We start from the raw sequence: 13,436 nt of genomic DNA, 5'->3' as shown, positions 1-13,436 counted from the left end.
AGTTTTGCGCGGCCCGGTCCGGTCCGGGCCGCATCTTCGCCGGCTCAGCGAGGGCGGTTCTGGCGGTTCTCGATGAGGTCGTCGACGACGAGCGGCTCGGCCAGCGTCGAGGTGTCGCCGAGCGAGCCGAAATCGTCCTCGGCGATCTTGCGCAGGATGCGGCGCATGATCTTGCCCGAGCGGGTCTTCGGCAGGCCCGGCGCGAACTGGATCAGGTCCGGCGAGGCGATCGGTCCGATGTCCCGGCGGACCCAGGCGACGAGCTCCTTGCGGAGCGCGTCGTCGCCCTCCTCGCCCTGGTTGAGGGTGACATAGGCGTAGATGCCCTGTCCCTTGAGGTCGTGGGGGTAGCCCACCACGGCGGCCTCGGCGACCTTCGGATGCGCGACGAGGGAGGACTCGACCTCCGCCGTGCCCATGCGATGGCCCGAGACGTTGATGACGTCGTCGACGCGGCCCGTGATCCAGTAGTAGCCGTCGCCGTCCCGCCGGCAGCCGTCGCCGGTGAAGTACTTGCCCTTGTAGGTCGAGAAGTAGGTCTGCTCGAAGCGCTCGTGGTCGCCGTAGACGGTGCGCATCTGCCCCGGCCAGGAATCGGCGAGACAGAGATTGCCCTCGCAGGCGCCCTCCAGGACCTTGCCCTCGGCGTCCACCACCTCCGGCGTCACGCCGAAGAACGGCCGCGTGGCGGAGCCCGGCTTCAGGGCCGTGGCGCCGGGGAGCGGCGTGATCAGGATGCCGCCGGTCTCCGTCTGCCACCAGGTGTCGACGATCGGGCAGCGGCCGTCGCCGACGACCCGGTAGTACCACTCCCAGGCCTCCGGGTTGATCGGCTCGCCGACGGAGCCGAGCACCCTCAAGGACGCGCGGGAGGTCTTCTTCACCGGGCCCTCGCCGCCGCCCATCAGCGAGCGGATCGCGGTCGGCGCCGTGTAGAAGATGTTGACCTGATGCTTGTCGACCACTTCCCAGAACCGGGCGTTCGACGGGTAGGTCGGGATGCCCTCGAACATCAGCGTCGTGGCGCCGTTGGCGAGCGGCCCGTAGACGATGTAGCTGTGGCCCGTGACCCAGCCGACATCGGCGGTGCACCAGTACACGTCGCCCTCGTGGTAGTCGAACACGTACTCGTGCGTCATCGCGGCGTAGACGAGGTAGCCGCCGGTGGTGTGGACCACGCCCTTCGGCTGCCCGGTCGAGCCCGAGGTGTAGAGGATGAAGAGCGGGTGCTCGGCCTCGACCGCCTCGGCGGGGCAGTCGTCGGTCACCTGCTCGGCGGCCTCGTGGTAGTAGACGTCGCGACCGGGCTCCATCGGCACGGCGGTGCCGGTGCGGCGCACCACCACGACGTGGTCGACGGCGTCCTTGTCGAGCCGGGCGATGGCGGCGTCGACATTGGCCTTGAGCGGCACCTTGCGGCCCCCGCGCAGGCCCTCGTCGGCGGTGATGACGAGCTTCGACTCGCAGCCCTTGATGCGGCCGGCAAGCGAGTCCGGCGAGAAGCCGCCGAACACGATCGAGTGGATGGCGCCGAGCCGGGCGCAGGCCAGCATCGCGTAGGCGGCCTCGGGGATCATCGGCAGGTAGATCGTCACCCGGTCGCCCTTGCCGACGCCGCGGTTGCGCAGGACGTTGGCCATCCGGCAGACCTGGGCGTGCAGCTCCCGGTAGCTGATGTGCTTCGACTCGCCCGGGTCGTCACCCTCCCAGATGATCGCCGTCTGGTCGCCCCGGGTCTCGAGGTGGCGGTCGATGCAGTTGTGGGCGACGTTGGTGGTGCCGTCCTCAAACCACCTGATCGAGATGTTGCCCGGCTCGAAGCTGGTGTTCTTCACCCGCGTGTAGGGCTTCATCCAGTCGATGCGCTTGCCCTGCTCGGCCCAGAACGCCTCCGGGTCGGCGACGGAGGCTGCGTACATCTTCCGATATCCGGCGTCGTCGATATGCGCCCGCTGGCGCCACGCGTCCTGGACCTCGACCCGCTTCTCGTCCATCGCATCTCTTCCCTGCACGGCGCCCGATCGTTCCGCGGGAGGCCCCTCGCCCCCGCGCCTGCCCGGCGTCCCTGAACCTTCGGCGCCGGCCCTCCGGCCGCCGCGACGCTCCCCGCACCGGCCGGAACCGGGAGGCGAGCACCATACCCCGGCAGCTAGGCGCCCGGTTTCGCGGCTGTCAAGCGAGGCGAAAGTACACGTCCGCCGGCCGCAAGGCACGGAAATCGATACCGAAATGCCGCCGGGCGCGGATTATACGCCGACCCGCGCGCGATCCGATCGCACGCGGGGATGACAAGCCTTCGGGATTGTCTCGCGCCGGGCGGCGATGGGCGTCAGGCGCTCATCGCCCTCGGCAGCGGGAACAGGATCTCGACGAGCGTGCCCTCGCCGCGGCGACTGGTGAGACGGAAGCGGCCGCGGTTCGCCTCGACGAGGGCCTTCATCAGCGACAGGCCCATCGCCGCGCCCGGCGTCTCGCGGCCGGACGCGGCCGGGCGGGGGGCGAAGGGCGACATCAGCGCGGCGATCTCCGCCTCGCCGAGCCCCTCGCCGGTGTCGCGGATGCGCAGGGTGACCTCGCCGCGCTCGGAGAGGGTCGTCGAGACGATCACCTGCCCCCCGGCCCCGGTGTCGCGGATCGCCGCGGCGAGGAGGCCGAGGACGCTCCGGCGCAGGGCGCTGCCGTCGGCCATGAGCAGGGGCAGGTCCTCGGAGAAGCTCGTGCGCAGCACCACCCGGCCGCGGGCGGCGTAGGGCTGGAGCGCGGCGACGCAGCCGGCGACGAGGTCGTTGAGGGCGAGCGGCCCGGCGGCGAGGTCCCGGCGTCCGGCCTCGATCCGGGCGAGCTCCTCGAGCTCGTCGATCAGCACGAGAAGCTCCTCGCCCGAGGCCCGGATGTCGCGCAGGGCCTCCCGGTAGCTGTCCGATCCGAGGGGGCCGTCGCCCTCGGCGAGGATCATCCCGGCCGAGCCGAGGATGCCCTGCACCGGCGGACGCACGCCCTCGCGCAGGCGCGTCACGTAATCGGCGCGGGCTCCGGCGAGGCGGGCCTCATCATGGGCTGCCGAGGAGGCGCCCGCTTCGGCCCGGCGCAGGAGCAGGATGCGGCGGCCATCCGCCCGCGGCGACGTCAGGACGAGGCTGACCGTCGGGCTCTCCGGCGGCTCCGAGCCCGCGAGCCGCGCCTCGCGGGCTCCGGTGCCCGGCGCCTCGACCAGGGCCCGCACCGCACCGCGGTCGGCGGGCTCGAACAGGTCGGGCAGGCCGGTGCCGACGAGCTCGCGGGCCTCCCCGCGGAACAGCAATGCCGCGGCCCGGTTCAGCGAGAGCAGGCGGCCGGCGCGGTCGAGGGTCGCCACCGCCTCGGCCACCGCGTCGAGGGCGGCCTCCGCGTCGCTTGCCCGCGCCGCGCGGACCGTGTCGGCGAGTCCCCGCGCGGCCTCGCGGGGACCGGCCTCGCCGGCCGGCCGCACCAACAGGCAGTCCGCCGGCTCGCCGGGCCACGGGAGCGGCGCGCTCTCGACCGTGACGTCGAGGAGCCCCGCGTGCCGCGTCGCCATCGGCACGGGATGGAGGCCGGGGCCGAGCTCGCCGCGCCGGCCGAGGGGCGACAGGCCGAACAGGCGCTCCAGCGGGGTCTCGCCGGGGCGATTCGGGTCCGCCTCCCGCAGCGCGGCGAGATCGTCGTGGCCGGACAGGGCGAGGAAGCGGCGGTTGGCGTGGAGGATGCGCCCGTCCCGGCAGACGAGGAGCGCCGCCGGCACGCCCTCGAGGAGCGCGGCCGCGGCGGACTCGGCCCCGCGGGGGCCGGGAAAGGGCGTGATCCGGGCCGCCGTCGGGTCGGTCTCCTCGGCGCGGGCCGTCTCGATCGCGTCGTCGCCGGCAAAGCGCGCCCGCAGGGCGCGGGCGATCTCGTGGAAGGCATCGTGCTCGTTGAGGGAGAGCGGCTGAGACTCGGCCTCCTCCGGGCCGAGGGCCGGCGCGGGTTCGACGGGCTCCCCGTTGCCCGGTTCCGCGCTCTCCGGAACGATCTCCGTCGCCGGCTCCTCCGCCAGGGGCGCGACCGCGCGCACCAGCCCGAAGCCGGCAAAGCCCGCGAAGGGCCGGCCGGCCCGGGCGAGGGGGACGCCGGAGAGCGCGACCGTGAGCCGGCGCCCGGCCGCCTCGAGGGCCAGGATGGCGGGCAGGGCGCGGAAGGTCGCGGTGCCGGCGAGCGCCGCGAGCAGCGCATCGGCCTCGCGCAGGGTTCCCTCCGCCGCCAGCGCCTGCCAGCTCCGGCCGCCGAGGAGGCGCGCGAAGGGGCCATCGCCCGAGAGGCGGCCGGCGGCGTCGCCGCGCCAGACGAAGCGCTCGCCGGGAGCCGGCAACGGGGGCAGGGGTTCGGCGACCGGCTCCGGCGCGGGTGGAGACTCCGACGCAACAGCGGGGGCGGGCGCCTCTTCGGGCGCGGGCGGCGCGGGAGCGGGCACGGGCGGTGCCGTCCCGGCCACCCGCCGGCGCGGCAGGGGCGCGGCGGGCGCGAGCAGCAGCACCGGCGCCTCCGCGGCGTCCCGGCCTCGGGCGACGAGGCAGGCGGCGGGCGCTGCGATGCGGCGGGGATCGAGGCGCAGGCGGGCGAGGAGGAACCCGTCCTCCGGCGGGCGCAGCCGGCCGATCTCGGCGGCGAGGCCGGCCGCGGCCCCGGCGAGGGCGGCCGCGGCGGGCGAGGCGAGGCGCACGCGCGCACCGTCTCCCGAGAGCACCAGGAAGGGCGCATCCGGCGCGGTCGCGGCGGCCAGGCGCGGATCGGCCGCCCAGGCCGCGAGCGCGGGGGCGAGGGACGACCTCTCGGCCTGCTGGCTCTCCGGCGCCGGGGCGCCGGACGCGTCGCTGGTCATGGGCAACCGTGGATTGACGGACAAGATGACGGGGCTGGACGAGTATAGGGCGAATGCCCGGAGGGGCTGGACACTTCAAGCAGGCGTCACACGTTTACCCACCGTCAACCTTAATACACCGGGCGCGGGGTGGCTTCGCCGCGCGAATCTGCTATTGTGCAGTGCACAAAGCGAATCGGCCCCACGACCCGCGCCAAGCGGGCTCGGCCCAGACACGGAAGGAGACACGACGTGAGCATCAATCCCCCGAACTACGAGATTCCGACCGAGATGCGCGACTTCGCGGAGAAGAGCGTCGAGCAGGCCCGCAAGGCGTTCGACAGCTTCATCGGCGCGGCCCGCCGCACCTCCGACACCGTCCAGGGCTCGGCCGAGACCGCCCGCAACAACGCCCGCGACGCCTCGGCCCGCGGCTTCGAGTTCGCCGAGCAGAACGTCAACGCCGCCTTCGATCTCGCCCAGAAGCTGGTGCGCTCGAAGGACGTGCAGGAGGCGCTGCAGCATCAGGCCGAGTTCGTCCGCAGCCAGTTCGCGGCGATCCAGTCGCAGGCCAAGGAGTTCGGCGGCCTCGCGCAGTCGGCCTTCCAGGAGGGTGCCGAGCGGGCCAAGAGCGCCTTCCAGGAAGGCGCCGAGAACGCCCGCAAGGCCGCCGAGGCCGGTGCCGACGCTGCCCGCCAGGCCGGCCAGGACGCGCAGGCCGCCGCCCAGGCCGCGGCCCGCAAGGCCACGCCGAACACCTGATCCTCGAAGTCCTCCGTCTCGGAGGATCACGTTCCGGCCCGTCCCGCTTCCTCAGCGGGGCGGGCCGTCTCGTTTTCGCCGCCATTGCCGGGGATGGCCGGGATCAGGCCCCGCACGGTCGCGGGCGCGGGCCGCCTGCGGAGGAAGACCGAGATGCGCTCACTCACGCGCGGCCTGACGGCCGCGACGGCCCTCACCCTGGCCCTCGGGATCGCCGGGGCGGGTGAGGCGACCGCCCAGTACTACGATTATGGCCGCCCCCCGCCGCCGGATGGCTACTACGACGCCCCGGTGCGCCGCCCGCCGCCGCCGCGCGGCCGCCCGGTCGGCTACAATTGCGAGGCCGTCCAGTACGGCATCAGCGGCGCGCAGCCCTATTCCTGTCCCCTGCCGGGTGCCCGCCCCCTCGGGGCGCGCTGCTTCTGCGACATGCCGATCGCCTCGTTCAGCAGCCCGCAGACGGCGGCCGGGCACGTGGTGCCGTAAGGCCCCACCGCATCATCCAAACGCGAAAGAGCCCCGCGACCTCGGTCGCGGGGCTCTTTCGTTCCGATCGGTGCGGTCGCCTCAGTTCAGGACGACGACCTTGGCGCCGACCTTCACGCGCTCGTAGAGGTCGGTCACGTCCTCGTTGGTCATGCGGATGCAGCCGGAGGAGACCGCCTGGCCGATGGTGTCCGGCTCGTTGGAGCCGTGGATGCGGTACTCGGTCGAGCCAATATACATGGCGCGGGCGCCGAGCGGGTTCTCGATGCCGCCGGCCATGTAGCGAGGCAGGTCAGGGCGGCGGGCGAGCATCGCGGCCGGGGGCGTCCAGGACGGCCACTCGCGCTTGGCGGTGACGGTCTTGACGCCCGACCAGGTGAAGCCCGGCCGGCCGACGCCGACGCCGTAGCGGATCGCCTCGCCGTTCGGCAGCACGTAGTAGAGCCGGCGCTCGGCCGTCACCACGACGATGGTGCCCGGCTTGTAGTTGCCGTTGAAGGCGACGATCTCCCGGGGGATCGGCTGGACCTGCGCCTGGGGCGCGGCCTGCACGCCCTGGCCGTAACCGGGGGCGTAGCCGGGGCTCGGCGTGCCCTGGTAGCCGTAGGGCTGGGACTGCTCGGCGTAGTAGTCCTCGGCATCCGAGCCGAAGGGATCGTAGGCAGAGACCGCGAAAGCGGGTGTGGCGGCGAGAGTGCAGAGCCCGGCGAAGCCGGCAACGGCGCTGGCGAGGGTCTTCATGGCTGACCTACCTGTGCAATAACCTTTGCCATACAAGCGTGAGCGTGGCGTCCCGGTTCCGGTGGAAGCCGACGATTTCGCTGGCGATGGCGAATACATAGAACAGCCACGCTTGGCCGCGGTGCGGGGACGCACCGGATCGCGCCGTCCGTCGCCTCAGGGCAGGAGAGGGGGCGGCTCGGTGGCCGCCCGCTCGGCCTCGACCAGCACGTCCGCCGGCCGCCAGGGCTTGGCGATGAACACGGCGTTGTCCGGCAGCGCCGGACGGCCGGCGTAGCGGCCCGAGGTCACGACGAGCCGCGCCTGCGGCCACAGGGTCGCGACGGCGTGGGCGAGCTGGAGCCCGTCCATCTCGCCGGCGAGCCGCACGTCGGCGAAGACGAGGACGACGTCGTTACCCCGCGCCTGGAGCACGCCGAGGGCCGCCTCGGCGCTGTCGCAGGTCACGGGCTCCAGCTCGGTCTCGGAGAGGAGGCTCTCGGCAAGCGCGCGCAGGTCGGCGTCGTCCTCGACCACGAGGGCGAGGCGGGTCCCGGTCGGCGCGGCGCGGGCGCAGCCTTCGCCGGCTGCGGGCGATGCACCCTGCTGGCGGACCCGGTGCACGAGGCCGGCGAGATGCTCGGGCAGGCCCTCGGAGATGAGCGAATCGTAGAAGGAGGCCAGCGTCTCGCCGATCTGGTCGAGGGGGATGCCGGGCGTCAGGGTCTCGGAGCGCGCGGGCCGGAGCGCGCGCTCGTCATCCGGTCCTCCGTCCCGACGCGACTGGTTCACAGGGCTGCCTCTTCGCTGCGCCACCGGCGCCGGGCGCAAGCGCGCCGCGGCTCCGGGGCGTGATGGATGCCCTGTGAAAAGTCGTGAGGCGGCGCTCAGTTGCGGCGGCGGGGCCGATTTGCGCCCGCCCCCCTTGCCGGAAGGAGGCGGGAACGGGATTACGCCGGGTCCCGCCGCGTCACTCGGCGCCGGCCTCGGCATAGGCGAGCATGCCGGAGACGGTGCGCACGTCGCGGTAGCGCTCGCCGCGGGTGCTCATCATCGCCTCGAACTTCCCGTGGACCTCGGCGACGGAGAGGCTGACGGGCTTCTTGCGGCGGCCGTGGCCGGCAGCGAAGAAGATCGCGCGGTTCGCCCGCGCCGGCCCCGGCAGGAGCTGGGCGGCGGCGGCCTTGGGCTTGTCGGCGACCTTGGTCAGGAAGCCCTCGGCGTCGTCGGGGCCGAGGAAGTGGGCGAGGTAGACCTCGCCGAGGCTCAGCTCGCGGCCGATGCGCAGCGCGATGCGGGCGGCGTCGCGCTTGAGCATCTCGCCGGCCATCAGCGCCGAGAGGTAGGGGTCGCGGCGCAGTTCGAGGATGCGAGCGCGCTCCGCAGGGTCGGCCACGACCGGCCGGTCGTTGGCGTCGGCGGTGACGAGGGCGGCGTCCTGGGCGAGGCCGTACTTGGCGCCGAAGTCGCGCACCACGCCGAGCCAGGTGCGCTCGATGAACTGGAACAGTCCGGTCGCCGAGGAGGTCTTGGCCTGGACCTCGGTCTTAAAGCTCGATTCCTTGTCGGCCACCGCCATCAGCAGCACCGGATCGGTCTGCACGGCCTGAGCGGCGCGCACGATCTTCTGCACGAGGTGGCGCCGGATCTTCATCGGGCCGAACTCGAGGATGTCGTTGGGGTCGCCGAGCGCGCTCTCGGAGAGCAGGTAGTCGTAGGAGACCCGGTCGACGGCGTTGGAGCCGAGATCGGTGTCGAGATCGTGGACCGGGGAGAAGGCGGCGGCCGCCTTCAGCACGGGCGCGGGCGCCTCGGGGGCGGGCAGCGCGGCGGTGCGCAGGCGCGGCGCCGGCATGGCGACCTCGGTCGCGGCATGGGCGGCGGGCACCGCCTTCTCGAGGCCGATCCGGGCGAGGTCGGTGCCGGAGCCGAGCAGGACGGCGCTGACGCCGCCGGCGATGAGGACGACCGAGAGGAACGAGCGGGCGAGCGCCGGGCGGCTGCCATGGTCGCGGGCGACCGAGGAGGACGCGGCGATGACGTCGCGGTCCGAACCGGCGCGGCGCGGAGCGGAGGCAGACCTCAGAGTTCCGATACGGCGGCCCTGCATCGCGGTGTGTGTCTCCTGCGGGCGTCCTGGACGACGCTTTTAAGGATTCCCGTTTTCCCGGCGCTTGTGGCGGCAAAACGGCCACGGTCGTGTCTTCCTGTGGCATCGGATGCCGAAACTGCGGCGGCGTGACTTTCAGGCCACAATCCGGCCCGCCGACGGCCCCGGACGCAGCCGCGCCCGCGGGAAGTTCACCCCGAGGCGGGCGGCCTGGTGGTCGAGCCCCTCGCGGCCCATGAGCGGGCTGTAGAAGGGGTCGCCCTCCGCCAGCAGCGCCGCCCAGCGCTCCCGGAACAGGGCGGTGTCGGCGGGATGCTTCAGATCGCCCGCCCGGCGCGTCGCCGATTCGCGATGCAGGAGAACGCTCTGGGCGTCGTTGAGGACGGACAGGCCCGCCTCGCGGATGCGCAGGCAGAGGTCGGTGTCGTTGAAGCCGACGGCGAAGCGCGCGTCGAAGCCGCCGACCCGCTCGAACACCTCCGAGCGCAGCATCAGGCAGGCGGCGGTGACGGCGGAATAGTCGCGGGTGGCGACGAGCCCGCCGAGCGGTCCCGGCCGTCGCGCGCCCGACCTGTCCCGGAAGGGCACGAACTTGTGGGCATGCTCGGCCGGGCCGTTAACACCGGCGAGCACGCCCGAATGCTGCACCGTGCCGCCGGGGTAGAGCAGGGTGGCGCCGACCGCGCCGACCTCGGGCCGGCCGGCGAGCGCGCGCATCCGCTCCAGCCAGCCGGGCTCCCGCGCCTCGATGTCGTTGTTGGCGAAGAGCAGGAAGGGCGGCAGCTCGCCGGGCCGCGCCCGCGCGTGGGCGACGGCCGCGTTGTTGATCGCGGCGTAGTTGAAGGGACCCTCCACCCGCAGCACCGCGACGCCCGGCGGCGGGGCGGCGAGCCAGGCCCGCGTCGCCGGGTCCTGCGAGAGATGGTCGACGACGAGGATGTCGAGATCGTCCGGGCGCGCCGTGGCGCGCAGCGACTCGATGCAGGGCCGGAGCAGGTCGAGGCGGTCGCGGGTCGGGATCACCGCGAGCACCCGGCCGCCCGGATCGGGAAAGTCGGCACGGTAATAGTTGAACAGGCCGGTCGCCGACGCCTTCGCGCCGGGGCTGAGCCTCGCGAGGTGGCGGTCGAGGGCGACCACCGTCGCCGCCTCGACGCGCTCGGCCATGCGGTGTCCGGTGCTGCTCTCGTGGGTGCGCCAGCGGTAGAGGATCGCCGGCACGTGGGCGATTCTTTCCGCACGCTCAGCCACCCGGAGGACGAAATCGACGTCGCCGGAGATGTCCATGCCCTCGTCCCAGCCGCCGACCGCCCGGGCGAGCCCCGCCTCCACGCAGACCGGATGCACGAAGTAGGGGTGGCAGAGATAGTAGTCCCAGGACCAGGCCGGCCGCAGCTGCGGGCGGATCAGCTGCGACAGGTCGGGGCCGGTGAGCACCTCGTCGGCGTAGACGAGCCCGGCGCCGAGCCCCCTCACCGGCCCCGCCGCGCGCAGCAGGTGGAACACCGCGTCGGGCTCGAGCGCGTCGTCGTGGTCGAGGAAGGCGATGTGGGTGCCGGCGGCCGCCGCGATCCCCCGGTTCACGCTCCTGGCGATGCCGAGATTGGTCTCGTTGCGCAGGCATCGGATGCGGGGGTCGCGGGCGGCGTAGTCGGCGAGAACCGCGCGGGTCTCCGGGTTCGCCGAGGCATCGTCGACGCAGACCAGCTCCCAGGCCGGGCACCATTGGGCGAGGACGCTGTCGAGACACTCCCGCAGCCAGTCCGGCGGCGTGTCGTGGACGGGCACGACGAGGCTCAAGACCCGCCCCGCGACGGCGCGAGCGAGGCGCCGGGCGAGCCACGCGCGGAAGGCGCCCCGAACCCGGTCGCCTCGTGCGAGCCGGCGCTGCCAGTCGGCGCCGAGACGCTCGGTGCGAGGCGAGCCGGACAGCTCCCAGTTCGATCCGGCGAGCCGGGCGCGGACCTCGACGGCGCCCCGCGCGAAGAGGTCGGGGGGCAGTTCGGCGAAGAAGCCGGCGCGGCCGTCCCCGTAGCCCGCCGCCGCCACGTCCTCCCGGGGCAGCTCCGCCCGCACCCGCCGCAGCACGCGACCATCGACGAGGAACTCGACGGTCGGGGGATGACCGGGCCGGAGCGGATCCCAGGCCCAGCCCGTGGCGACGCCCCCCTGCAACCCGTCGAGGGCGCCGACGAAGGGTCCCTTGCGGGCCGCCGCCGCGCCCGGCAGCCGGGAGACGAGGAGGCGCAGGCCGCGCCGGAGCCCCCGCCAGGGGGCGAGGGGAGAGGGAAGCCGGGGGCGCGGCTGCGTCACTCGATCTGTCTCGGCACGACGCGGGATGCGTCGCGGCGGCCTTACAGGCTCCGCGCGGCCGGGGCGAGCGGGCAGGACGGCTCAGGAGTGCGGGAGCGCCTGCGGTCGGCGACGCGCGCCGCCGGGCGGCAGGCGATTCTCAGCGGCCGCGGCCCGTGCCGGTGCCGGTCTTGAGATGCAGGAAGCTGCGCTCGCCGGTCGCAGCCTCGGCCACGTGCTCGATCGAGGCGAGGAGCTCGCCGACGGAGCGCGGCGCGGCGAGCCGGCCCTGCGCCCGGCCGTCCACCGCCCGCGCGGTGACGGCGCCGGCAGCGATCTGCGCCTCGGAGAGCCGGTCGAAATCCCTGTGCCGCTTCATGAGCCTCTCCCGCGGGGCGAGACCTGCCCGTGCGGCGAGACTTGGCGGGGCATGGTTGACGAAAGGTTAACGAGACAGGCTCGTCCCGACGGTCTCGCGGGAACCGCCGGACACGACGCAGGCGGATACAGCCCGGATCAGCTCTTCGAGGCCGAGGAGGTCAGCGGCGGGGTCTGCTGGTGCTGCACGACACGCCACTTGTCGTGCTCCAGGCGGCGGTAGGTCGAGGTGCAGTGCGCCTCGTAGGTCTCGCCGTCGCGCGACGCCTTGGCGTGGTAGGCGATGACGATCAGGCCCTCCTGGGGCCGGGCGATCCGGCCCTTGGCGATCTCGACCTCGGACCAGCGCGGGGTGTCCGCGACGGCTTCGATCGCCTGCGACCCGCTCAGTACGAAGGGCGGCTGCGGCAGCACCATCAGGCATTCCTCGTCGACGAGCGCGCGGTAGTGGTCCGCCCCGCCGGTCCAGAGGCTCTTCTCGAAGGACCACACGCGATCATCGTCCATGGCTCGGCCTCGGCTCGTCCGTCGTCTCGGGAGGTGAGCGGAGAATCGATCAGCGGGACGATCGTTCCCCCAGCGGCGAGCGGTCGAGCCCGTCGAGCAGGTCCTGCGGATCACGGTAGATCGCGATGCAGCCGGCGGCGCTGAGATCGGCCTCGGGGAAGCCGCCGCAGAGCATGCCGATCGTGGCGAGCCCCGCCTTGCCCGCGGCCTGCGCGTCGTAGGGCGTGTCGCCGATCGCCACGATGGCGTCCTTGCCGATCGGCGCGAGCTTCCTCAGCGCCGCCTCGAAGATGTCTGGGTGCGGCTTCGAGCGCTCGGCGTCGTCCGCGGAGGTGGCGACGTCCACGAGGTCGCCGATGCCGAGGATCTCCTGATAATGCTCGACCTCGTCGCGCTTGCCGGAGGAGGCCAGCGCGATCGTGAGACCGGCCGCGCGGATGTGCTCGAACAGGGCGCGCACGCCGGGGAACGGCTTCACGTGAGGAAGGTATTCGCGCTTGAACAGGCCGGAGCGGTAGGCCTCGATGGTCTTCCCCTCCCGCTCGACGCGCTCGGGCGGGAGGAACACCGGCATCAGCTCGTCGCCGCCCTTGCCGATCTGGCGGCGGACAACGTCGAAATCCGTCTCCACGCCGAAATGCGCGAAGGCCTCGACCCAGGCCCGCGCGTGCAGGCCGACGCTGTCGAGGAGCGTGCCGTCGATGTCGAAGATCACTGCGCGCACGAGAGCCCCTCCGGGACGAGGAGCCGCCCGAGAATGGGGAGATAGCGGGCGCGGCCAGGCCGACCGCCGAGGCGGGCCGCGGCGCAACGCCGCTCGGCGGCGATCACGGTCCGCGTCGTTCCAGTTCGGAGGAGGCGATCGTCTCGAACGGCATGCCGCCTACCGGCCCGGATCGTCCGAGCGGCTCGGCCGTGAGAGGAGGATCGACAGGAATGGTACCACCGCCCCGGCTCGAACGGGGGACCCCCAGATCCACAATCTGGTTGCGGGGGCGGCCCACGATTGACAACCTCGGGCTTTGCTCCCCAGAACGTACAGCGGAAACTAGGGGTACAACCAGACGCCGGAGACCACGTCGGCCCACGCCCGACCACGAGTTTCGTCTGATTGCACCCCCGCTGCACCCCCGGGGACGAGGTCTGAATGGCGCGCCGTGCGCTCACCGAGAACGTGGTCAAGCTGACGCGCCAGGCCGTCACCGACGCTCGCGTGGAGCCGGGGCAGGGCGAACGCACGGTCTGGGACGCGGAGGTCCGCGGGCTCGGCCTGCGCGTGCGTGCCTCGGGCTCGAAGACGTGGGTGATCCGCCCGCCCGAACGCGGCGG

Annotated in this window: 11 protein-coding genes and 1 pseudogene; 3 read left to right on the top strand and 9 right to left on the bottom strand. The window is 73.3% G+C overall.

What is annotated here, in order from left to right; all coding sequences use genetic code 11:
• Window positions 1-44 precede the first annotated feature (44 nt).
• Window positions 45-1,994, bottom strand: coding sequence for an acetate--CoA ligase (gene acs, locus MFF04_RS08135; protein WP_238274956.1), 1,950 nt, complete (start codon window positions 1,992-1,994; stop codon window positions 45-47).
• Window positions 1,995-2,329: 335 nt separating this feature from the next.
• Window positions 2,330-4,873, bottom strand: a complete 2,544-nt coding sequence (locus MFF04_RS08130) for a sensor histidine kinase (protein ID WP_238274955.1) — start codon at window positions 4,871-4,873, stop codon at window positions 2,330-2,332.
• A gap of 237 nt (window positions 4,874-5,110) precedes the next feature.
• Between MFF04_RS08130 and MFF04_RS08125 the strand changes: the two genes are divergently transcribed.
• Window positions 5,111-5,614: a phasin gene (locus MFF04_RS08125; RefSeq protein WP_283206353.1), complete on the top strand. Its 504-nt coding sequence runs from the start codon at window positions 5,111-5,113 to the stop codon at window positions 5,612-5,614.
• A 153-nt stretch (window positions 5,615-5,767) separates the two neighbouring features.
• Window positions 5,768-6,100 carry a hypothetical protein gene (locus tag MFF04_RS08120; RefSeq protein ID WP_238274954.1) on the top strand — a complete coding sequence of 111 codons (333 nt, stop codon included), beginning with the start codon at window positions 5,768-5,770 and terminating at the stop codon, window positions 6,098-6,100.
• Between the two features lie 81 nt (window positions 6,101-6,181).
• On the opposite strand, the gene MFF04_RS08115 is transcribed toward MFF04_RS08120, so the two are convergent.
• From MFF04_RS08115 to MFF04_RS08085, 7 genes are all read right to left on the bottom strand, one after another.
• The gene (locus MFF04_RS08115) at window positions 6,182-6,841 is read right to left on the bottom strand and encodes a L,D-transpeptidase (protein WP_238274953.1); all 660 of its coding nucleotides are present in this window, start codon (window positions 6,839-6,841) and stop codon (window positions 6,182-6,184) included.
• A 156-nt stretch (window positions 6,842-6,997) separates the two neighbouring features.
• On the bottom strand, window positions 6,998-7,531 hold the full coding sequence (locus tag MFF04_RS08110) for a response regulator (protein ID WP_238275070.1): 534 nt from the start codon (window positions 7,529-7,531) through the stop codon (window positions 6,998-7,000).
• 259 nt (window positions 7,532-7,790) lie between these two features.
• On the bottom strand, window positions 7,791-8,930 hold the full coding sequence (locus tag MFF04_RS08105) for a transglycosylase SLT domain-containing protein (RefSeq protein ID WP_238274952.1): 1,140 nt from the start codon (window positions 8,928-8,930) through the stop codon (window positions 7,791-7,793).
• Between the two features lie 135 nt (window positions 8,931-9,065).
• Entirely contained in the window at window positions 9,066-11,243 is a 2,178-nt protein-coding gene (locus tag MFF04_RS08100; protein WP_238274951.1) for a glycosyltransferase family 2 protein, read from the bottom strand.
• Between the two features lie 139 nt (window positions 11,244-11,382).
• Entirely contained in the window at window positions 11,383-11,601 is a 219-nt protein-coding gene (locus MFF04_RS08095) for a hypothetical protein (RefSeq protein WP_238274949.1), read from the bottom strand.
• 137 nt (window positions 11,602-11,738) lie between these two features.
• Window positions 11,739-12,107, bottom strand: coding sequence for a DUF4440 domain-containing protein (locus tag MFF04_RS08090; protein ID WP_163363402.1), 369 nt, complete (start codon window positions 12,105-12,107; stop codon window positions 11,739-11,741).
• Between the two features lie 49 nt (window positions 12,108-12,156).
• Window positions 12,157-12,831, bottom strand: coding sequence for an HAD family hydrolase (locus MFF04_RS08085; protein WP_238274947.1), 675 nt, complete (start codon window positions 12,829-12,831; stop codon window positions 12,157-12,159).
• Window positions 12,832-13,254: 423 nt separating this feature from the next.
• On the opposite strand from MFF04_RS08085, the pseudogene MFF04_RS08080 reads away from it, so the two are divergent.
• A pseudogene (locus MFF04_RS08080) lies at window positions 13,255-13,436 on the top strand (Arm DNA-binding domain-containing protein); the annotation flags it as partial.

The sequence above is a fragment of the Methylobacterium jeotgali genome (genome assembly GCF_022179345.1).
Classification (GTDB): Bacteria; Pseudomonadota; Alphaproteobacteria; order Rhizobiales; family Beijerinckiaceae; genus Methylobacterium; species Methylobacterium jeotgali.
The sequence above is the reverse complement of the archived record's forward strand: the minus strand, read 5'-3'. Positions and strand labels throughout refer to the sequence as shown.

Coding starts and splice junctions, on each gene's coding strand:
- acs (WP_238274956.1), bottom strand. CDS start 1,994: ATGGACGAGAAGCGGGTCGAGGTCCAGGACGCGTGGCGCCAGCGGGCG.
- MFF04_RS08120 (WP_238274954.1), top strand. CDS start 5,768: ATGCGCTCACTCACGCGCGGCCTGACGGCCGCGACGGCCCTCACCCTG.
- MFF04_RS08115 (WP_238274953.1), bottom strand. CDS start 6,841: ATGAAGACCCTCGCCAGCGCCGTTGCCGGCTTCGCCGGGCTCTGCACT.
- MFF04_RS08095 (WP_238274949.1), bottom strand. CDS start 11,601: ATGAAGCGGCACAGGGATTTCGACCGGCTCTCCGAGGCGCAGATCGCT.
- MFF04_RS08130 (WP_238274955.1), bottom strand. CDS start 4,873: ATGACCAGCGACGCGTCCGGCGCCCCGGCGCCGGAGAGCCAGCAGGCC.
- MFF04_RS08090 (WP_163363402.1), bottom strand. CDS start 12,107: ATGGACGATGATCGCGTGTGGTCCTTCGAGAAGAGCCTCTGGACCGGC.
- MFF04_RS08105 (WP_238274952.1), bottom strand. CDS start 8,930: ATGCAGGGCCGCCGTATCGGAACTCTGAGGTCTGCCTCCGCTCCGCGC.